18 protein-coding genes are annotated in these 21538 nt (G+C 59.8%); 11 read left to right on the forward strand and 7 right to left on the reverse strand.

Annotated features, from left to right (window positions below; all coding sequences use genetic code 11):
- Positions 1–488 precede the first annotated feature (488 nt).
- Both ACYYKW_RS24165 and ACYYKW_RS24170 read left to right on the forward strand, forming a co-directional pair.
- Entirely contained in the window at positions 489–941 is a 453-nt protein-coding gene (locus ACYYKW_RS24165; RefSeq protein WP_464991364.1) for a Spy/CpxP family protein refolding chaperone, read from the forward strand.
- Between the two features lie 175 nt (positions 942–1116).
- On the forward strand, positions 1117–2457 hold the full coding sequence (locus ACYYKW_RS24170) for a sensor histidine kinase (RefSeq protein WP_464991365.1): 1341 nt from the start codon (positions 1117–1119) through the stop codon (positions 2455–2457).
- Positions 2458–2733: 276 nt separating this feature from the next.
- Here the strand turns inward: ACYYKW_RS24170 and ACYYKW_RS24175 are convergent, their stop codons facing one another.
- The gene (locus ACYYKW_RS24175; protein WP_464991366.1) at positions 2734–3300 is read right to left on the reverse strand and encodes a nitroreductase family protein; all 567 of its coding nucleotides are present in this window, start codon (positions 3298–3300) and stop codon (positions 2734–2736) included.
- Positions 3301–3421: 121 nt separating this feature from the next.
- On the opposite strand from ACYYKW_RS24175, the gene ACYYKW_RS24180 reads away from it, so the two are divergent.
- Positions 3422–4876 (forward strand): TrkH family potassium uptake protein, encoded by a 1455-nt coding sequence (locus tag ACYYKW_RS24180; protein WP_464991367.1) that lies wholly within the window; start codon positions 3422–3424, stop codon positions 4874–4876.
- On the opposite strand, the gene ACYYKW_RS24185 is transcribed toward ACYYKW_RS24180, so the two are convergent.
- Positions 4833–5894, reverse strand: a complete 1062-nt coding sequence (locus ACYYKW_RS24185; protein ID WP_203421175.1) for an AraC family transcriptional regulator — start codon at positions 5892–5894, stop codon at positions 4833–4835. The genes ACYYKW_RS24180 and ACYYKW_RS24185 overlap by 44 nt on opposite strands.
- A gap of 164 nt (positions 5895–6058) precedes the next feature.
- Here ACYYKW_RS24185 and ACYYKW_RS24190 point away from each other — a divergent pair, with 164 nt between their 5' ends.
- Entirely contained in the window at positions 6059–6370 is a 312-nt protein-coding gene (locus tag ACYYKW_RS24190) for an Mpo1-like protein (protein ID WP_464991368.1), read from the forward strand.
- Between the two features lie 13 nt (positions 6371–6383).
- Positions 6384–6974, forward strand: a complete 591-nt coding sequence (locus tag ACYYKW_RS24195) for an HD domain-containing protein (RefSeq protein ID WP_336355145.1) — start codon at positions 6384–6386, stop codon at positions 6972–6974.
- 134 nt (positions 6975–7108) lie between these two features.
- Here the strand turns inward: ACYYKW_RS24195 and ACYYKW_RS24200 are convergent, their stop codons facing one another.
- Entirely contained in the window at positions 7109–7924 is an 816-nt protein-coding gene (locus ACYYKW_RS24200; protein ID WP_090282299.1) for a UDP-2,3-diacylglucosamine diphosphatase, read from the reverse strand.
- A 135-nt stretch (positions 7925–8059) separates the two neighbouring features.
- Here ACYYKW_RS24200 and ACYYKW_RS24205 point away from each other — a divergent pair, with 135 nt between their 5' ends.
- Positions 8060–8824 carry an AraC family transcriptional regulator gene (locus tag ACYYKW_RS24205; protein WP_336355144.1) on the forward strand — a complete coding sequence of 255 codons (765 nt, stop codon included), beginning with the start codon at positions 8060–8062 and terminating at the stop codon, positions 8822–8824.
- 124 nt (positions 8825–8948) lie between these two features.
- A complete protein-coding gene (locus ACYYKW_RS24210) occupies positions 8949–9842 on the forward strand; it encodes a DMT family transporter (protein ID WP_464991369.1) in 894 nt (297 codons plus the stop codon).
- Here ACYYKW_RS24210 and ACYYKW_RS24215 read toward each other — a convergent pair.
- Complete coding sequence (locus ACYYKW_RS24215; protein ID WP_093103592.1) at positions 9836–10123, reverse strand: Rdx family protein; 288 nt, start codon at positions 10121–10123, stop codon at positions 9836–9838. The two genes, ACYYKW_RS24210 and ACYYKW_RS24215, sit on opposite strands and share 7 nt — an antisense overlap.
- Before the next feature lie 71 nt (positions 10124–10194).
- Between ACYYKW_RS24215 and ACYYKW_RS24220 the strand changes: the two genes are divergently transcribed.
- A complete protein-coding gene (locus ACYYKW_RS24220) occupies positions 10195–12384 on the forward strand; it encodes a patatin-like phospholipase family protein (RefSeq protein ID WP_464991370.1) in 2190 nt (729 codons plus the stop codon).
- 121 nt (positions 12385–12505) lie between these two features.
- On the opposite strand, the gene ACYYKW_RS24225 is transcribed toward ACYYKW_RS24220, so the two are convergent.
- The 3 genes from ACYYKW_RS24225 to recQ form a co-directional block, all read right to left on the reverse strand.
- Entirely contained in the window at positions 12506–14251 is a 1746-nt protein-coding gene (locus ACYYKW_RS24225; RefSeq protein ID WP_464991371.1) for a motility hub landmark protein FimV, read from the reverse strand.
- Positions 14252–14378: 127 nt separating this feature from the next.
- Positions 14379–14813, reverse strand: coding sequence for a MarR family transcriptional regulator (locus ACYYKW_RS24230; RefSeq protein ID WP_090282294.1), 435 nt, complete (start codon positions 14811–14813; stop codon positions 14379–14381).
- A 319-nt stretch (positions 14814–15132) separates the two neighbouring features.
- Positions 15133–17262 (reverse strand): DNA helicase RecQ, encoded by a 2130-nt coding sequence (recQ, locus tag ACYYKW_RS24235; protein WP_090282293.1) that lies wholly within the window; start codon positions 17260–17262, stop codon positions 15133–15135.
- Between the two features lie 387 nt (positions 17263–17649).
- On the opposite strand from recQ, the gene ACYYKW_RS24240 reads away from it, so the two are divergent.
- From ACYYKW_RS24240 to ACYYKW_RS24250, 3 genes are all read left to right on the forward strand, one after another.
- Positions 17650–18237: a UPF0149 family protein gene (locus tag ACYYKW_RS24240; RefSeq protein WP_093103601.1), complete on the forward strand. Its 588-nt coding sequence runs from the start codon at positions 17650–17652 to the stop codon at positions 18235–18237.
- A gap of 10 nt (positions 18238–18247) precedes the next feature.
- The gene (locus tag ACYYKW_RS24245; protein ID WP_464991372.1) at positions 18248–18643 is read left to right on the forward strand and encodes a YbaN family protein; all 396 of its coding nucleotides are present in this window, start codon (positions 18248–18250) and stop codon (positions 18641–18643) included.
- A 146-nt stretch (positions 18644–18789) separates the two neighbouring features.
- The gene (locus ACYYKW_RS24250) at positions 18790–21513 is read left to right on the forward strand and encodes a hypothetical protein (protein ID WP_464991373.1); all 2724 of its coding nucleotides are present in this window, start codon (positions 18790–18792) and stop codon (positions 21511–21513) included.
- The last annotated feature ends 25 nt before the right edge of the window (positions 21514–21538 follow it).

Here is a 21538-nt window from a genome sequence, read left to right on the forward strand (position 1 = left end):
CTGTGTACGACTTCGTCGTACGGTCGCTGCGCTCCCACGCCCGGATCAATCCCTCCACTCAGCCTTCCGATGTCGCTGGTTAGGCAAGATCAAGAGCACTCGAGCTAACGCTCATTGTTGAGTGGTGAAAAGCATGGCGTTCGGCTGGGGATTTGTGGTGGCTTTACCCCTCACCCCAGCCCTCTCCCGAGGGAGAGGGAGCCGATTTGCGCTGGCTTCGAAATTTGCGTTCGAGTCGGTATTTCAGGTCGGCGTGGCTTTCGCATCCACCGCGGTCAGTCCCCTCTCCCTACGGGCGGTCCGACGTTTCGGGAGGGCTAGGGTGAGGGGCTTTTGACGTTGCTTTGATCTTCAAGCGCCCGGGGTATGTCAGCTCGATGACAAATCGTCTTTACCCAAGCTTTACGCTGTACTGACCGCCGCTGACCTTGATCTGCGTAATCTGCACTCATCCGGAACGTACCGGGAACGAGACAAGGAGATACACCATGCGCAAGACTCTTATCGCTCTGATGTTCGCTGCCGCTCTGCCAACCGTGGCCATGGCCATGCCACAGGATGGCGGTCCGATGGGTGGCCCGCTCGACGGTCCGCGCCACGGGGGTCAGATGCACGGTGGCATGCACGGCAAGGGCCCGTACAGCCAGCTCGACCTGTCCCGCGAACAGCGCGAGCAGATCCGCAAGATCATGGGCGAGCAGATGCACGAGCGTAAGCAAGTGGTCGACAAGTACCTGGAGAAACTTTCCCCGGCGGACCAGAAAGCCATGAAGGACGAGATCGCGGCCAACCACAAGAAAGCCGAGTCGGATGTCCGCGCCTTGCTGAAACCGGAGCAACAGAAGCAGTTCGACGAGCTCCAGAAAAAGCGCGCCGAACGCCGCGCCGAATGGGCCGAGTTCAAAGCGTGGAAAGCGCAGCAGGCGCAAAAGGCGCAATAATGGTTTGACCCTGGGCCCGACGGCTGACGCCGTCGGGCCTGTTTTCAGTGATCCAGATGTAGGAGTGAACCTGCTCGCGATGGCGGTGTGTCAGACAAGTATGAATTGGCTGATACACCGCCATCGCGAGCCGGCCCACTCCTGCATTGGTTTTTGTGTTGTTTGAGGAGTTTCTGTGCGTTCATTGTTCTGGCGTATTCTCGCGAGTTTCTGGCTGGCCATTGCTCTGGTCGCGGGGCTGTCGATTCTGCTCGGGCACATGCTCAACCAGGACGCGTGGATTCTCAGCCGCCATCCCGGCCTCAATACGCTGGCCAGTGAATGGACGCAAACCTACGAAGCCCAGGGCGAAGAAGCCGCGCAGGACATCCTCGAACAGCGCAAACGCCAGTATCACATCGACGTTCAAGTGCTCAATGAAACCGGCGACCCGGTAGTACGCGGCACCTTCCCGCGCCGTGCCGCCGCGTTCGAAGCACGGCAGAACAACGACGACCGCCGCCTGCCGTGGCGGCGTCTGACCGATGAAATCACCAGTGAAAAAACCGGTGACACTTTTCTGTTCATCTACCGCATACCACACCCGGAACTCGATGCGTGGCACCGCGAAAGCCTGCTCTGGCCGCTGAGTGCGCTGGGCATCGCGCTGGTGGTGCTGACCCTGTTCAGTCTGCTGGTGACTTTCTCGATCACCCGACCGCTCAGCCGTTTACGCGGTGCGGTGCATGATCTGGGGCAAACCACTTACCAGCAGAACAGCCTGGCCAAACTGGCCAACCGCCGCGATGAATTCGGCGTCCTCGCCACCGACTTCAACCGTATGGGCGCGCGTCTGCAAAGCCTGATCGGCAGCCAGCGCCAGTTGCTGCGCGATGTCTCCCACGAATTGCGCTCGCCGCTGGCACGGCTGCGCATTGCCCTGGCACTGGCGGAACGGGCGAATCCGCAAGAACGGGAAAGACTCTGGCCACGGCTGACCCGCGAATGCGATCGGCTGGAAGCCTTGATCAGTGAAATTCTGGTGCTGGCGCGGGTCGATGCCGACAACGCCAGTGCCGAAGAGGTGGACCTGAATGCGCTGCTCGGCGCCTTGCAGAAAGATGCGCAACTGGGCTCGCCGGAACAGACCGTGCGTCTCGAAGCTGAGCAGCAACTGCATCTGAAAGGCTGGCCGACGATGATCGAGCATGCGGTGGATAATCTGCTGCGCAACGCTCAGCGCTTCAATCCGCCGGAGCAGCCGATTGAATTGCAGGCCTCGCGTCAGGGCGAGCGAATTGTCATCAGCGTGCGCGACCACGGGCCGGGCGTGCAGGCTGAGCATCTCAGTCAATTGGGCGAGCCGTTTTACCGGGCGCCGGGGCAGACAGCGGCCGGGCATGGGCTGGGTCTGGCGATTGCCAAGCGGGCGGCGGAGCGGCATGGCGGCTCGCTGATATTGGCGAATCATCCGCAGGGTGGGTTTGTGGCGAGTCTGGAATTGCCGCTTGTTCCGGGTGCGGTGGTGCAGCCATAAGAGCCACCCTCACCCCAACCCTCTCCCGGAGGGAGAGGGGGCTGACCGAGGTGTCATACGTTCCACGTCGACCTGATAAACCGAGTCGACTCCGGATTCGCAGAAACAACACTTCCTGCGTCTGAGTCGATTGTGGATCCGCAAAAACAACACGTCCTGCGTCTGAGTCGATTCTGGATTCAGCGAAAATCACTCAGGACGGCGAACCTCTACAGCATCCCCCAATCAGTCCCCTCTCCCTTTGGGAGAGGGCTAGGGTGAGGGTGCTTTTGATCTTTAGCCTTTACCAGGCCAGGCACTGACAAACTCAGCCAGATCAACTTTCTCCGCCACCCGCGGCTCTTTCTGCGGCGTACCAATGTACAAGAATGCGATGACTTCTTCGCCTTCTGCCAACCCCAGGCCTTTTGCCACATGACTGGAATACGCCAGATCTCCAGTCCGCCAAACCGCACCAATCCCCTGCGCATACGCCGCCAGTAAAATCCCGTGCGCCGCGCACCCGGCCGCGAGCAATTGCTCGGCCTTCGGGTATTTGACGTGTTCCTGCAATTTCGCAATCACCACCACCACCAGCGGCGCACGCAGCGGGCCGTTGCGGGCCTTGTCGATCATCGCTTCGGTGACTTCGCCTGTCTGCATTTGCGCAGCCTCGGCCAGCAACTCGCCCATTTGCTCACGCGCGGCGCCTTCGACGGTCAGGAAACGATACGGCTGCAGATGCCCGTGATCCGGCGCGCGCAAGGCGGCGCCAAACAGGGCTTCGCGCTGCTCGGCAGTGGGGGCCGGTTCGACCAGTCGGGGAACGGAAACACGGTTGAGCAACGCGTCGAGAGCCTGCATCGGCCACCTCCTTTGAAAAATGTGCGGCTATTCTAGCTTTAACTGTGCAGCGCCTGCCGGTTTACATGCCCTGCCCCGCAGGTAGAATGGCGCCCTTCTTCCATCAGCCCGAGCGGATTTCATGGCGTTGCCGACCTTACGGACCATTGGTTTCATCATCGGCATTTTCCTGATTACCCTGGCTGTGGCCATGGTCGTGCCGATGGCCACCCTGGTGATTTTCGAGCGCACCAGCGACCTGCCGTCCTTCCTCTGGGCGAGCATGATCACCTTCGTCGCCGGCCTCGCACTGGTGATTCCCGGCCGTCCGGAACACGTTCACCTGCGCCCGCGAGACATGTATCTGCTGACCGTCAGCAGCTGGCTGGTGGTGTGCATTTTTGCCGCGCTGCCGTTTCTGCTGACCCAGCACATCAGCTACACCGACTCGTTTTTTGAAAGCATGTCGGGCATCACCGCCACCGGCTCTACCGTGCTTAACGGCCTGGACACCATGTCGCCGGGCATCCTGATGTGGCGCTCGATGCTGCACTGGATCGGCGGCATCGGCTTTATCGGCATGGCGGTGGCGATTCTGCCGCTGCTGCGCATCGGCGGCATGCGCCTGTTCCAGACCGAATCTTCGGATCGCTCGGAAAAGGTCATGCCGCGCTCACACATGGTAGCGCGGCTGATCGTGGCGGCTTACGTCGGCATCACTATCCTCGGCAGCCTCGCGTTCTGGTGGGCGGGGATGAGCCCGTTCGATGCGATCAATCACGCGATGTCGGCGATTTCCACCGGCGGTTTTTCCACGTCCGACCAGTCGCTGGCGAAATGGACGCAGCCGGCGGTGCATTGGGTAGCGGTCGTGGTGATGATCCTTGGCAGCCTGCCGTTCACCCTGTACGTGGCGACGTTGCGCGGCAATCGCAAAGCGCTGATCCGCGATCAACAGGTGCAGGGTCTGCTGGCGATGTTGCTGGTGACGTGGCTGGTGCTCGGCACCTGGTACTGGTGGACCACCAAGCTGCACTGGCTCGAAGCGCTGCGCCACGTGGCGCTGAACGTGACCTCGATAGTCACCACCACCGGTTTTGCCCTCGGCGACTACAGCCTGTGGGGCAATTTTTCGCTGATGTTGTTTTTCTACCTGGGCTTTGTCGGCGGCTGTTCCGGCTCGACCGCGGGCGGGATCAAGATTTTCCGCTTTCAGGTCGCCTATATCCTGCTCAAGTCCAACCTCAATCAGCTGATTCACCCGCGGGCAGTGATCAAGCAAAAGTACAACGGTCATCGCCTCGACGAAGAGATCGTGCGCTCGATTCTGACTTTTTCGTTCTTCTTCGCCATCACCATTTGCGTGATCGCCTTGCTGCTGTCGTTGCTCGGCGTCGACTGGATGACCGCGCTGACCGGCGCGGCGAGCACCGTGTCCGGGGTCGGCCCGGGACTGGGCGAAACCATCGGCCCGGCCGGCAACTTCGCCACCCTGCCGGATGCGGCCAAGTGGATTCTGTCGGCCGGCATGCTGCTCGGCCGACTGGAGATCATTACGGTGTTTGTGCTGTGTATTCCGGCGTTTTGGCGTCACTGACCGCGTTCGGCGCTTGCAGCAACCGCGCCCGATAATCACCGGGCGTGGTGTCGAACCAGCGGCGGAAGGCGCGAAAGAAATTGCTCGGGTCGGCGAAGCCCAGCAGGTAGGCGATTTCCAGCAAGGTCATGCTCGGTTGCGCCAGATACTGTTCGGCAAGTTCGCGGCGAGTGTCGTCGAGTAATTGCTGAAAACTGGTGCCCTCCTCCTGCAAGCGACGCTGCAAGGTGCGCTGCGACAGATGCAGGGTCTGCGCCACGGTGTCGCGCTTGGGTTCGCCCTGCGGCAGCAAGCGGCACAGCACTTGCCGCGCCTTGTGCGTCACGCGGCTCTCGGAAAACCGCGCCAGATATTCCCCGGCAAAACGATCATGCAACAGCGCCATCGCTTCGTTGGCGGTGGGCAGCGGCGCTTCCATGTCGGCGCGCTTGAAAATCAGCGCGTCGTACGGCGCGCCGAACACCAGCGGCGCGTGGAAGGCTTGTTTATACGGTTCGAGGTCGGCGGGTTGATCGCCCTGCAGCAGCACTTTGACCGGGTGCAGTGGGCGCCCGCTGAGCCAGCCGCACAGGGCCAGTGCGCAGGCCAGCGAAGCTTCGGCGCTTTGCCGGGTCGGCGGCAGGTGATCGCCATGCACGGTCAGAATCAGCCCGTAACCTTCATCGAGCAAACGAAAACTCAGGTCCGCACTTTCGGCGATGATGCGCTGATAGCGCACCAGCCGTTGAAAACCTTCGGCCAGGGTATTGCTCGACATCAGCGCATAACCGGCGACATGAAACGAGGCCGGTCGCACCACCTTGCCCATGTTCAGGCCGATCGCCGGGTTACCGGACAAGTCGACCGCGCGTTGCCAGAGCCGGGTCATGGAGTCTTGCGTGAAACGCGCATCCGGATCATCCAGCGCTGCGTAATCGAGCCCCAGTTGCTTGAACAGAACCCGGCAATCCAGGCCGTCCATCTCCAGCGCTTTGACAATCCCCATCGCCCAGCTTGCAGAAGTCGTTCGTTCGCTCATGGCGTTTTTCTTATACATGATGGGCTGCATGTTACGGCCCGATTTGCGAAGGATACTAAAGTGGCGCCGATTGTCACTGGCCCACCCCCATGATCACTCTAGACTCAAATAGGCTACCCGCCGCACAACTCGTCGCCAGAACAATAACCACAGAGATCGCAGTCGTGGAAAACGTAAAGCAATTCAACAGCTTCGCTGAGTTCTACCCCTATTACCTCAGTGAGCACAGCAACAGCATCTGCCGGCGCCTGCACTTCATCGGCACCAGCCTGGTGATTTTCATCCTCGCTCTGACCATCGCCAAAGGCGCGTGGCTGCTGTTGCTGGCCCTGCCGCTGGCCGGCTACAGCTTCGCCTGGGTCGGGCATTTCTTTTTTGAAAAGAACCGACCGGCGACTTTCCAGCACCCGCTGTACAGCCTGCTCGGTGACTTCGTCATGTACCGCGACATGATTCTGGGTCGCGTAGCGTTCTGAAGGAGCTCTGCCTGTGAATGCCACTGCCCGCTTTACCCATATGAAGGACGGCACCGAAGAAGACTGGGCGATCATCGCCGCTGACTTCAGCGCTTATGCCAGACAGCTGCCGGCGCGGATCGTTACGCACCTGAAATTGCTCGAAGGTGATTTCGGCGGTTTTCCGGTGGATCGCCTGACCCACTCACTGCAAACCGCGACCCGTGCGTTTCGTGATGGCCGCGATGAGGAATATGTGGTCTGCGCCCTGCTGCACGACATCGGCGACACCCTCGGCTCGTACAACCACCCAGACATCGCTGCGGCGATTCTCAAGCCGTTCGTCAGCGCCGAAAATCTGTGGATGGTCGAGAAGCACGGGGTATTTCAGGGTTACTACTTTTTCCACCACCTGGGCATGGATCGACACCTGCGCGAGCAATTCAAGGAGCACCCGCAATTTCAGGCAACCGCCGAGTTCTGCGCCAGATACGATGCGGCGGCATTTGATCCAGCGTATGACACGCTGCCGCTGAGCTTCTTTGAGCCGATGATGGAGCGGCTGTTTGCGCAGCCGAAGAACTCGATTTACAAGGCCGCAATGGAAGAACACACCACGGTTTGATGTTGTTTGTTCTGGCCCCATCGCTGGCAAGCCAGCTCCCACAGAGAATTGGATCTCTCACACATTTAGTGTGCATCCAGGAACCCTGTGGGAGCTGGCTTGCCAGCGATTAGGCCCTCTCAACCACCCGAGAATCAGGCGAGTTCGGTGACCTTGGCCGCCCTGAGCTGCGCCTCGCGCGCCTGCGCGTCTGCCAGCCGGTACAGCTCGATCGTGCCGTCCCAGTGCTCGATCAACGCCGTGCACGATTCCACCCAGTCGCCGCAGTTGAGGTAATCCACCTCGCCCACCTTACGAATCTCGGCATGGTGGATGTGGCCGCAGACCACGCCATGCAACTCGCGCTTCACGCACTCATGCGCGATCGCTTCTTCGAAGTCGCTGATGAAGCTCACCGCGGTTTTGACCTTGTGTTTCAGGTACGCCGACAACGACCAGTAGCCATAGCCATACCGCGCCCGCCAATGGTTGAGCCAGCGATTGAGGGTCAGGGTGAATTCGTAGGCGGAGTCGCCGAGAAAGGCCAGCCAGCGGTGATAACGGGTGATCACGTCGAACTGATCGCCATGAATCACCAGCAGATGGCGCCCATCGGCGGTGACATGCACCGCCTCGTCGACCAACTGGATATTGCCCAGAATCAGTTTTGAATAGCGGCGCAGGAATTCGTCGTGGTTGCCGGTGACGTAGATGACTTCGGTGCCGCGCTTGCTCATCGTCAGCAGGCGGCGGATCACATTGGTGTGCGCCTGTGGCCAGTACATGCCGCCGCGCAGTTTCCAGCCATCGATGATGTCGCCGACCAGATAGATCTTGTCGGCGTGGTAACCCTTGAGGAACTTCGACAAGTGTTCCGCCTGGCAATCGCGCGTGCCCAGGTGCACGTCGGAAATCCACAGGGTTCGCACCCGTTGCTTGCGGCTGGGTCTGGCGAGCTCGGCGCTGGTCATGGGCAACCCTCTGCGATGTTTTCGCCATCGTGCACCGGCCCGGTGAATCGACCATGACAAGCGCAAGTCAGTCGTGTGACAACGCATCCTGGCGACGTCGGTGTAGACTGGCGACCACTGCGGAGACTGCCTGCCATGCGACCGATCCTCACCCTGCGTCACTACACCCGCGAGCTGATCGTGCACAGCCACGACCACGCACAATTGGTATTCGGGCTTTCCGGTGCGCTGGATTTCGAAGTCGAAGGTTGTGGCAGCCAAGTGCGCCAGCAGAGTTTTGTGGTGATCCCCTCCGGCGCCCATCACGCTTGTGGCAGCCCCAGCGGTAGCCGGTGTCTGGTGCTGGATGTTCCCGACGGAGGATGGCTGACGGACTCGCTCGGTGAGCATGCCGACGCCAGTCGCCGCTTGCTCGATCAGCCGGGCCGGTTGTCGCTGGATGCGGGGCAAAGCCAGTTGGTCAGTTGGCTGGCAAACAGCCCGGTCGCCGATCCGTTGATTGCGCAGCAAGGCGCGGTGTTGCTGCTGGCCAGTCTGAACCACGCGCGGCCTGCCGAACTCGCTGCCCGCCGCCTGCCTTATGCCGCGCTGGATGCGCATATCGAGCAATACGCCGCTTATCCGCTGCAAGTCGCCGATCTTGCGCGGGTCGCCGGGTTGTCCAGCGCACGTCTGCACGCACGCTTTATGGCCGAATGCGGGCAGACGCCGATGGACTACATTCGCAGTCGGCGCCTGCATCTGGCGGTGCAATGGTTGCGCGACACGCCGCTGCCGATCGGCGAAATCGCCAGCCGCGTCGGCTATGCCTCGCAGAGTGCGTTTTCTGCTGCGGTGCTGCGTGAGTTCGGCGCGTCTCCGCGTCAGTTGCGCCGCGATTCCTGCGACAAAAGTCGCTAGCCTGCCGACAGATTTGCCGGGCAATCCGCGGTTCAATGCAATAGCTGCCGCAGATGATTGATCGTTCCCACGCTCCTGCGTGGGAACGATCAAAGTCCCACGTATTTGAGATAAAAGGATTGCAATGACTCCGCGTACCGCCCTCGGCGCTCTGCACATTGGCGCTTTGATGTTTGGCCTGACCGGTGTGTTCGGCAAACTCGCTGCCGCCTCGCCCGCGGTGATCGTCTTCGGTCGCGCCGCGTTCGCCGTACTCGCCCTCGCCTTCTTTGCCCGGTTCGCCAGTCAGCACGGCTGGCGGAAACTGCAGGCGCTCGATTGGCGTCGCCTCGCGCTCAGCGGCGTATTGCTGGCCGGGCACTGGGTGAGTTTTTTCCTCTCGGTGAAAGTTGCCGGCGTGGCCATCGCGACGTTGGGCTTCGCCAGTTTTCCGGCATTCACGGTGATTCTCGAAGGGCTGATCTTTCGCGAACGCATCCGCGCCAACGAGATGCTGCTGGTGCTGCTGGTCAGTGTTGGCCTGATTCTGGTCACCCCGGCCTTCGATCTGGGCAGTGGCGCGACCATCGGTCTGCTCTGGTCGGTACTGTCGGGCCTGCTGTTTTCGCTGTTGTCGCTGACCAACCGCGCCAGTTCCGGACGGATTCCAGCGGTGCAGGCGGCGTTGTGCCAGAACGTCGTGGTGGCGCTGTGTCTGCTGCCGGTCGCGGCGCCGCAACTGAGCGCAGTGCGCGCGCTGGACTGGTTTTGGATCGCCCTGCTCGGGGTGTTCTGCACCGGGGTTGCGCATAGTCTGTTCGTTGCCAGTCTGGCGGTGATCAAGGCGCGCACGGCGGCGGTGGTGTTCGCCATGGAGCCGGTCTACGGCATCACCATCGCCTGGCTGCTGTTCGATGAGAACCCGACGCCGAGAATGCTGCTGGGCGGTACGCTGATCATTGTTGCCATCGTCGTCTCAGCGCGGATGTCCGGGCATGCCGAGAAGAAAGCCGTCGCTGCCGAGGCCGCCTCTCACTGAGTGCGGTCGTTGTGGCCGAGGTCGCGTTGCGGATCGATCCGGTCGCGGACCCGCTGCTTGAGCACCTTGGCCTCGGGAAAACCGCCGTCGGCCTTGCGCTCCCAGATCTGCACACCATCGCAACTGATGTGGAATATCCCGCCGGTGCCCGGCACCAGTGACACTTTGCCGAGATCGTCGCCGAAGGTGCTGAGAAGTTCCTGCGCCAGCCACGCGGCGCGCAGCAGCCATTGGCATTGCGTGCAATAAGTGATGACAACTTCTGCTTTTGCGACAGTCATGTTCGCTGAAACTCCTGAGACAGAGGGCGCCGCTATAATAGCCGGCTTTATCGCTTGCCCCGAGACTCACAATGCGCCGTCTGCTGTTCTGCCTGCTGCTTGGTTTCCTGCCCCTGTTCGTTCATGCCAGCGAAGCGCCGCGACCGAAAATCGGTCTGGTGCTGTCCGGCGGCGCGGCACGCGGGCTGGCGCACATCGGCGTGCTCAAGGCCCTGGAAGAACAGGGCATCAAGATCGACGCGATCGCCGGCACCAGCATGGGCGCCGTCGTGGGCGGCTTGTACGCCTCGGGCTACAAGGTCGATGAGCTGGAAAAACTCGCCTTGAGCATCGATTGGCAAGCGGCGCTGTCCGACGCGCCACCGCGTGAAGACGTGCCGTTCCGGCGCAAACAGGACGACCGTGATTTTCTGGTCAAACAGAAACTCAGCTTCCGCGACGACGGCAGCCTCGGCCTGCCGCTGGGGGTGATCCAGGGCCAGAACCTGGCGCTGCTGCTGGAAAGCCTGCTGGCGCATACCAGTGATACCCGCGACTTCGACAAGCTGCCAATCCCCTTCCGCGCTGTCGCCACCGACATTGCCAATGGCGAAAAAGTGGTGTTTCGCAAAGGTCATTTGCCCCAGGTGATCCGCGCCAGCATGTCGATCCCGGCGGTGTTCGCCCCGGTCGAACTCGACGGCCGGCTGCTCGTGGACGGCGGCATGACCGACAACATTCCGCTCGATGTCGCGCGGCAAATGGGCGTCGACGTAGCCATCGTGGTCGACATCGGTACGCCGCTGCGCAATCGCAAGCAACTGGCCACGGTGGTCGACGTGCTGAATCAGTCGATCACCCTGATGACCCGCAGCAACTCCGAAGAACAACTGGCTGCGCTGAAAGCCACCGATGTACTGATCCAGCCGGCACTGGCCGCCTACGGCGTGACCGATTTCGGCAAGACGCAGGAGATGATCGACGCCGGTTATCGCGCGACGCGCATCCTCGACAAGCGCCTCGCCGTGCTCAAACCCACGCAATCCCAGGACGCCGAACTCAACGCTGCGCGCTCACCCGGCCAGCGCACGCCGATCATCACCGCGATCCGCGTCGAGAACGACTCGAAAGTCGATGACGATGTGATCCGCTATTACATCCGCCAGCACATCGGTGAGCCGCTGGACCTGGGCCGTCTGCACTCGGACATGGGCACGCTGTACGGCCTCGACTATTTCGAACAGGTGCAATACCGCGTGGTGCACAAGGGCGACGATCACACCCTCGTGATCAGCGCCCGCGGCAAACGCAGCGGTACCGATTATTTGCGCGTTGGCCTCAACCTGTCGGACGACATGCGCGGTGACAGCGCCTTCAATCTCGGCGCCAGCTACCGCGTCAATGGCATCAACCGCCTCGGCGCGGAATGGCTGACCCGCGCGCAGATCGGCGATAAACAGGAGCTGTACAGCGAGTTCTATCAACCGCTGGACGTTGGCTCGCGGTATTTCGTCGCGCCGTACGCGTCGTTCGAAGCGCAGAACGTCGATTCGGTGCTGGATAACGACCCGATCGCGCAATATCGCGTCGAGCGCTACGGTTTTGGCCTCAACCTGGGGCGCCAGATCGGCAACAACGGCGAAGTGCGCTTCGGCGTCGGCGAAGCCTGGGGCAAGGCCGATGTGCGAATTGGTGATCAGGATCTGCCGAGTGAAAACTTCAACGAAGGTTTCTATGCGCTGAAGTATTCCTACGATTCGCTGGATAACGTCTATTTCCCCCACGAGGGCAAGGACATCAGCCTGACCCTGGTGCAGTACGAGCCGGGGCTCGGTTCGGATACGCGTTATCGGCAGTGGGATTTCAAGATCGATAAAGCCATGAGCCATGGGCCGGACACGCTGATCCTCGGCGGGCGCTATGGACGCACGCTCAACGACGCCAATGTGGTGACGTCGAGCTTCCTGCTTGGCGGTGCGCGGCAGCTGTCGGGCTTCCGCGAAGACGCGATTTCCGGGCAGAACATCAGCCTGATGCGCGCGGTGTTCTACCGTCGCCTGACGCCTCGCGCCTATCTGCCGCTGGACTTCCCGTTGTATGCCGGCGCCTCGCTGGAACGCGGTCGGGCGTGGAACAACGACAATGAATTCGACAGCGGCTACATCAATGCGGCCAGCGTGTTCATTGGTTTTGATACGCCACTGGGGCCGTTGAATTTCAGTTATGGCTTGAATGATGCGGATGAGCAGGCGGTGTATCTGAATCTGGGGCAGACGTTCTAGTGGTTTGGTCTGACAATCCGCTATCGCGAGCAGGCTCACTCCTACAGGGGAATGCATTCCACATGCAGGAGTGAGCCTGCTCGCGATGGCGGAGTCAGCCGCACCACAAACAGGTCAGAGATCAGCGAATTCCCGCCAACAACGTGCGTGCGGTTTGCTTCAGCGGTTCATCGCCCTCTTTGAGCAATTCATTGAGCAGTGCGATTGCACTGTCGATGTCGCCGTCGTCGATGCAGGTTTGCGCCTGCTCCAGCTTCTGCGAGGCACCAGGTTCAGGCGCCTGCAGATCCAGCGGTTCGAGCACTATCGAAGGCTTCGGATCAGCGAACTCATTGAGAAAATCATCGTCCAGCGGCTGTGCATCCGGTTCGGGAATCCACTCAAGCTCCGCTTCTTCCCCGGTCGTAGGTTCGGGCAGCTCGAAATCCTGAGGCAGTACTTCCAGCCCTGCGCCGAGGTCGGCGTTCTCGATTGACGGTGCCTGGCGGGTGTCTTCAAGGTCCCAACTGGACTCCATCGACAATTCGCCCAGCTTCAGTTCGAAGTCATGCTCGGGCGGCGATTGTTCAGCTACCACAGGCGCGGCTCCGACAATCGGCAATACAGGTGCCAGCGGCGCGGCGTTGATCAGTTTCGGATGGCGCGCGCGCGTTTCGCGTAACGGCTGTTCGTCCACACCGAGTTCGCGCAAGTGATTTTCCTGCTCTTGATACGCGGCGCTATCGCCCTGACGCCCGAGCACTTCGAGCAATTGCAGGCCGAGGTCAAGGCGTTCAGGCTCCTTGTGCAGGGCATCACGCAAGAGTCCCGCCGCTTCGTTGAGCCGGCCATAGGCGAGATAGATCCCCACGGCCTCCAGCACATCTCCGGCTGTCGGCTCTTCGCGGTGATCGGCGTTGACTTGAGTTGCGACAGGCTCGGCAGCTTCCATCGCGTCGGCTGGCGGCTCGGCAAGGGGTGCCATCTGCGGCAGCGGTTCGCCGTCTCGTCGCCGCTGTTGACGATGCTTGCGCACGAACAGCGCCGCCAAAGCGCCGAGCAGGAGCATCAGTGCGCCAAGCAAGGGCCAGTTCAAACCGTCTTCGGCAGGCTCGACCGGCGTGACCGCTGGTGCGGGCGTGGGCGCGATAACGGTGGGCGGTGGGGCTTTTTGCAGCTCGGCCAAGCGCGTCTGCAGGTCAGTGACCTGCTTCTTGCCGTCAGCAATCTGTATATCCTGCGCTTGCACCTTCGCGTTCAATTCGTCGACGGTTTTCTGCAACTGCTGGTTCAGCAATTCGCTGGCGGCCAATTGCTCTTTGCTGTCATCGATCGGTGCTGGCGCTGCCGCAGGCGCCGTCTCGCGCTTGCCTTGAGCGGCCTGTGGCGCCGCGGTAACGGGCTCAACGGTAGGAAATGCCGAGGCTTGTGCACGGGGGTCCGGCTCATCGGTCGCCGGCACGATACCCGGCGAACCCGGTGGGTCGATCAGCACGGTGTATTCACGCAGCAAACGCCCATTGGGCTGGTTGAGCTGCACGAGGAAATTCAGAAAGGGTTCGTTGACCGGTTTGCTTGAGGTCACCCGGATCATCTGGCGCTGACCACGCAGGATCGGAATGAACTTGAGGTCATTGAGAAAGAACACTCGCTCGACCCCGGCCTGAGCGAACTCGTCCGCGGTGGCGAGGCTCACCGCCAGATCGTTTTGCGTCAACCCACCGACGTCAACCAGGGCGATGTCGGCCTTGAGCGGCTGATTGAGGGCTGAGTGAACGGTGATGTCACCCAGCCCCAACGCCATCGACCAGGCCGAATGACTGAATACGCCAGCGACCAGCAGCCATTTGGCGCCACTGCGCAGTACCACGTGCCGACTTGCGAGCATGAGCATCCCTTAAATAAGCAAAACCGACTTCTATGCGTTCGCACATCCGGTACGAACACGATATTGCCCAGTAGTTCTTATAGTCGGCTCAGCGCGATCTCTCCAAGAATCGGCACGTGGATGTGCCTCAAGACTTTTCCAGGTTGCCCAGAATGTGCGCGTGAACGCGCATGCACACCTTCAGGTCCGCCTCGTCGACGCCATCGAACAACTCGCGTCGCAGTTGCGTGGCAATGGTTTCGATTTGTTCGATCAACGGCAGGGCCGGTGCGCAGAGGACGATTTTTTTCGCCCGGCGGTCTTCCATCACCGATTGACGTTGCACCAGGCCTTGGGTTTCCAGACTATCGAGCAAGCGCGCCAACGTCGGCCCTTCCACTCCAACGCTCTGCGCCAGCTCACGTTGGGTCGGTGCCTCTTCGAACCGTGCCAGGTGCAGCAGCACCAGCCAGCGCGCCTGGGACAGCCCCAGCCCGGCCAGTCGACGGTCAAGTTCGGCACGCCAGCCACGGGACATATGGGCCAGTTGCATGCCAAAGCGGTGTTGATCGGTTAACGGCATAAAACACTCACGGATAGACTGAAAATACGGAAAATCTAATTATTAGTCAGCTAAGCATGGGCGGCAGTTATAGGCAAGTGGCGGTCTGTACTGAATCGTTACAACTGCTTGAAGATCAAAAGCCCCTCACCCTAGCCCTCTCCCAGAGGGAGAGGGGACCGATACGGGGATGCTTCAGAAATTCGCCGATCTGGCAAAGCTTTGCTGAATCCATAATCGACTCGAGCGTTCAGGTCGATGTATGACGCCAGACATCGCGGTCGGCCCCCTCTCCCTCTGGGAGAGGGCTGGGGTGAGGGATGAGGGGTAAGGGGCCTGATTACATCTCGAATTCAGACTGCAACGCAGCCCGCACGCAATAAAGCACACCTTCCGGAACCCGCCCGGCAAACAGCTCTGCCACCTCGGCAACCGACGGCAATTCGCCCTCCCCATCAAGAAACGCGTCCTGCACCTCACCCATCAGCTCTTCCGGCAGATCCAGCGCCTGCTCGAGTGACAACTGCTGCTTGCCGATCGCTTCGGCGAGCATCGTGTAGACGTTCTTCTCCGAGCACTGCAACTGCCCGGCAATCTGCAATGGCGTCATGCCGGCGCGGGCCAGGGTGATCAGTTCGTGGCGTACGTCGGCGACCGGTTTCGGCGCCTCGGCCGCGCCGCCGAGCACTTCGAGGAAGGCATCGCCGTAGCGTTCCAGCTTGCGCGCGCCGACGCCGCTGACCCGGGCCATTTCCGCCAGCGAGGTGGGCTGGCTGCGGAGCATTTCCAGCAAGGTCGAATCGGGGAAGATGACGTACGGCGGCACGCCATGTTCTTCGGCCAGTTTGCGCCGCAGCGCGCGCAGGGCTTCCCACTGTTCGCGCTCTTCGCCGCGCACCAGTTGGCTGGCCGGGCTCTTGCTGGCGGTTTTGGCGGTGGCTTGCGGTTTGAGATCGCGACGCAGCTCCAGCGTCACTTCGCCCTTGAGCAACGGCCGGCAACTGTCGTTCAAGCGCAGACCGCCATAACCCTCGTGATCGACATCCGCCAGACCGCGCGCCACCAACTGGCGGTACAGCGAGCGCCAATCGCTCTCGCTCAGGGCCTTGCCGACCCCGTACACCGACAGATGCTGGTGACCGAAACTGCGGACTTTCTCGTTGTCCTTGCCCAGTAGGACATCGACCAGATGCCCGACGCCGTAGCGCTGACCAGTGCGGAAAATCGCCGACAACGCCTGACGCGCCGGCTCGGTGGCGTCCCAGGTCTGCACGCCATCGACGCAGTTGTCGCAATGCCCGCACGGCTCGGGCATGTCTTCGTCGAAATAGGCCAGCAGAGTCTGACGCCGGCAGCGGGTTTCCTCGCACAGCGAAAGCATGGCGTCGAGCTTGTGCTGCTCCAGACGCTTGTGCCGTTCGTCGCCTTCGGAGTTCTGCAGCAGTTGCTTGAGCATCACCACGTCTTGCAGACCGTAGGCCATCCACGCATCCGCCGGCAAACCGTCACGGCCGCCGCGACCGGTTTCCTGGTAATAGGCCTCAAGGGATTTCGGCAGGTCGAGGTGCGCGACGAAACGCACGTTGGGCTTGTCGATGCCCATGCCGAACGCCACCGTAGCGACCATGATCAGGCCTTCCTCGTTGAGGAAGCGCTTCTGGTGATAGGCGCGCAGATCATTGGGCAGACCGGCGTGATACGGCAGCGCCGGGAAGCCTTGCTCGCTGAGGAATGCAGCAACTTCCTCGACTTTCTTGCGTGACAGGCAATAAACGATACCGGCATCGCTGCGCCGCTCGGCAAGGAACGCCAGCAATTGCTTGCGCGGCTGCTCCTTGGGCACGATGCGATAGAAGATGTTCGGACGGTCGAAGCTCGACAGGAAGCGTTCGGCGTTCTGCAGGTGCAAGCGATCGACAATCTCTTCGCGGGTGCGCTTGTCGGCGGTGGCAGTGAGGGCGATGCGCGGAACGTTAGGGAACAGCTCCGCCAATTGGCCGAGTTGCAGGTATTCGCGGCGGAAATCGTGGCCCCACTGCGACACGCAGTGCGCTTCGTCGATGGCGAACAGGGCAATTTCCAGGCTTTGCAGGAACGCCAGCATGCGCGGCTGGACCAGACGCTCGGGCGCCAGATAGAGCATCTTCACTTCGCCGCGTTTGATCCGCGCGGCGAGATCGCGTTGTTGCTCGGCGCTCAGGGTCGAGTTCAGCGCAGCGGCCGCCACACCCAGTTCTTCGAGCGTGGCAACCTGATCGTCCATCAGCGCGATCAGCGGCGACACCACCACCGCCAGGCCGTCGCGCAGCAGCGCCGGGACCTGGAAGCACAGGGACTTGCCGCCACCGGTAGGCATCAGGACCAGCGCATCACCGCCGCTGGCCACACGCTCAATGATTGCACCCTGACGGCCACGGAAACTATCGTAGCCGAAGATGTCCTTGAGGACGCGTTGAGCCTGTTCGAGCATAAAAACTCCAAAAATCTACCGGTACATCCCTGCTCAGGCTGAGTCAGAACAGCCGCGACTGCTTAAACAAAAGGTAAGAAGCCGTTGCATGGCCAGCAAGATGCGGGCAGGGAGCGCAAAACGCGGCAGTATACCCGAGGCCTCTCCTGCGCAGGGTGCCGCTGATAAGACACTGCCCATTGTGCCTTTCACGGATCCTGCAGGAGTGAGCCTGCTCGCGATGCCGGTGGCATATCCGGCAATAACGTGCCTGATCCACCGCTATCGCGAGCAGGCTCACTCCTGCAGGGTTTTGTGTAACTGGCGGCAAATCTGCCAGGCGGCTGGCTTGAGCGCGCAAGAAGGCCTAGAATTCCCGCATTGTTTATTCCCCAAGGTAGCCCCGTAATGTCCTTCGCTGAGCAACTGACCCGCCTGCAAGTCTTCCTTGACGCCGACGAGCTGCACGACGAGGCGCTGGATTATGTGGCCGCCCACGGTTACCTGACCGCGCTGTCGATCTGCTCCGAGGATGTGCCGGAGCGTGAATGGATCGACGCCCTGTTCGCTGAAGAGCCGCACTACAGCAGCGAAGCCCAGCGCGAAGAGATCGAAGCCACGCTGATCGGCCTCAAGGCGCACATCGCCCGTCAACTGGCGTCCGATGAAGAATTCGAACTGCCTTGCGAACTGGACCTCGGTGATGAGCCGGACGATTCCGAACTGCGCGGCTGGTGCATCGGTTTCATGGAAGGTGTGTTCCTGCGTGAAGCCGCCTGGTTCGAAACCGCCGAGGAAGAAGTCAGCGAAATGCTCCTGCCGATCATGGTCGGTTCTGGTCTGTTCGACGAACAGCCGGAATTCGAAGACATCGCCAAGGACGCCAATCTGATGGACGACATGATCGTACAGATCCCGGAAGCCCTGACCGCGCTGTACCTGCTGTGCCACGCGCCCGACGAAAAACCGGCCATCCTCAAGCCACGTCACCACTAAGATCCGGCCTATGGAAAATCCCATAGGCAACCGCTCCCTGATGTTGCGCTACATCCTGCTGGCCGTCGGCTGGCTCAGCGTGGCATTGGGGGTGATCGGCATTTTCCTGCCGGTCCTGCCCACCACCCCTTTCCTCCTGCTGGCCGCGGCCTGCTTTGCGCGCAGCTCTCCGCGTTTCTACCAATGGCTGGTCGAGCACCCACGGCTCGGGCCATGGATTCGCGATTATCTCGACGGCAACGGTATTCCGCTCAAGGCCAAGGTCTACGCGATCGGGCTGATGTGGGCGAGCATTCTGTTTTCATGCTACCTGGTGCCGCTGCTGTGGGCACGCGGGTTCATGTTGACCAGTGCGGTGCTGGTGACGGTTTATATTCTGCGGCAGAAGACGTTGCGCAAAACGTGAATCACAACGCGTCATTAATGTTGCCATTCATCCGAAACACGCCGCGACCTGTCAGAGTTGACAGTAGGCAATCCAAAACTTCCCGGTTTTAATCCTTCGTCAACGGTGCCCGTTTCTATAGGCATCTCTTACGAAGGTGCATAGATATGAACAGTACGGTCGCCCCGTCAGAATCCTCGTCGAATGAGCAAGTTCAGATATTCCCTCCGCCACCCGACGGTATAGGGGTGTTAAGTCTTTCGCCGTTTTACATCACAAACCATAAACCGCAGCCGAACGGGGCGATGGGTATCAACGTAGCCATGGCGAAGGGCGACATTAGCGGATTACTCGCCTGGATTTTTCCTTACCTGGATATGAGTAGCGGCGACATTATTTACGTTCACCTTGATCCCCATCCACTTCCAGTCGCTGAAATCGAGGTAACTGGCGCACACTTCAACGATCAGGGGGTGGCACAGCTAATCTCTTTCTACATTTCGCTGGATGACCTGGAGTTCAGCTTCCCGCCAAATTCGCTGAACAGCTTGAAGGGAAAGATTGTTGTAAAACGTTTGAGTGGTAACTCGAACGAGTCCCCAACTGTAGAGGTGCTTTATAAATATCCGCCACCCGGCCCACAGGATCCCGATGCCAGTAGTGCAAAAAATGAGGCGATGACCAAGCCGATAGTCGCGGATCTGGTTATCGACCAGACCGTTATTGAAAATGGTACGTGGGTGGGGATTGCGCAATATCCCAATCAATGCATCGGCGACAAAGTCACAGTGGCCTTTGGACCTTTGCTCATCGAAACGACAATTTCCTCACTTGGAGACGTCTTAATTGAAATCACGACTAAAGATCTGAGCAAACTCGCGAAGACCGACAATTTGCCGGTAAGCTGGTCGGTGCATGATATTGTAGAAAACTACAGCAAGTGGTCACCTTCCACCCACCTGAAGGTGATACCAGGCGTTTTTTTGCTGGCGGCCCCTTTCTGGGATGATGCCGATACAAAAAACGTTCTGAATCACGACTTGCTGCAGGATTTGGGCACGACAGTGACCGCGAGCGCTGTCTTTGACATCGGAGACCGGATCGACCTGACACTAGAGGGGCATACAGGTACTGCTGAAGCTATTATCTATACCGACAGCAAGACGCGGATCAAATCTGGCAGAACAGAGATTTTCGATATACCAAATGAATTCATCCGAAACGCAATCGGCGGGGATTTGATTGCATCCTTTACCGTGACTAACGGCCCCGACCCCCAGCAATCGAAACCCGCTCATGCACTGGTCACTGGCACATCCAGCCCGTTGGGTTTGCCCACTGTCACCCCACGGACTACCGATGGTGAGATACCGGAAGATGCGCCTTTGGTGTCGGTGGAGTTTGCCAGGTTCTGGCCTTTGAAACCGAATGCCACAGCCCTTTGTTACTGGCAAACCCTTAGCGAAGCGGGCACGACGATTCTTCACATTTTTCAACAAATCATTATTGACGAGAAACTGCCGATTACCTTCCAGATTGAGGGAAAGTTCGTCGCCCCATACGCCGATAGCCCTTTGTGGGTGAAATGTGAAATCAAAAACTCCGGGAAGGCCACAGTGTCATCCGACCTGCTGAAACTGCAGATCAGTGCAAAGAAAGTCATCAAGATCAATGCACCGACACAAGTGCCCCAAGGACCGATTGACCCGCTGGAAGGCAGTCCGCTCATGCGGGCGGAATATCTGGGAGCTCAAGACGGTCAGATGGGCCGGCTGAGGCAGCAAAATGCCTCACCCGGCGCCCCTGCCTTCCCACGACTGCCATTCAACAATAACAAACGTATCAATTGGCTACTTGGACGCGATTTCCTGCTTCGTCATCAAGGAGAGGAAATCAGCCTCTTCTGGAACTTGTGGAGCAATGGAGAAAGAATCGCCTCCTCACCGACGACGAAGGTCGCGATTGCTGCCGTGCCGTCGGAAGACCCTCGTTTTCCGACAATAACCGTAGCGAATGTAACAACGTCCGAACTGGAAGTTAAAAATCTTCAAGCCGCTGACGTGTTTGTAGTGCCTGCATGGCTCCATCAAAATACCACCCATCTTGTCTGGGTGACGCTGGAGGGCACTAATGAAGCCGGTAATAAAGTGATATCGGAATACGTCGTCGGCATGCGAGTCACCTCTAGCGAGGGCTATGAACATCCACTACCGCTCGAATGGCTTCAAACGCTCAAGCACCTGTCCGAGTTGACTATCTCATTCTGGGTTAGCTTTTCAGGTCTGCCTGAAGAAAGGTCCAAAGTTAAATTTCCAACCCGAAAATACCTTGTTAAATCGACATTGCCACTGTCGATGGATACAACACCAATGCCGCTGTCGGCATTCGCCATCAAATACCCTTCATGGCCTGTGTATGGTTCGATTCCAGGTAATGTCGCCACAAGGTCTCCAGTGGGCGGAACCGGGCCCTACATTTTTGCCTCCAGCGCACCTGGAATCGTCTCTGTAACTCAAGCTGGAGTCGTGACTGGAAACCGCAATGGCACCGCCATCATCACTGTAACGGACCAAAACCGTGAGTCCCTGTCCTACACCGTTAACGTCAGCAATGTGTATTACTTGGCGATCAATGACACCAGCATGAATCACGATCAAGCCGTCAAATGGATGTCTTCGCTCCGTGGTTTCCCGGTTTCAACCGCAGCCGTCAATGCTTTGATCACGGTTTATGGGCGTATGCCGATTTATAAACATTACTGGTTATGTGAAAGGGGATGGTGTCAGGGCATCTCCGTAGGGTTCGCGTTTTTTCACCACGAGTACAGAGGTCTTTCTTGCGTAAATGCTGAAGCCAACTGGGCAGGAGCATGGTGTCTGTTGTCGACCTGAGTCTCTGGGCGACCTTTGCGGAGTC

Source organism: Pseudomonas sp. 15C (assembly GCF_055484735.1).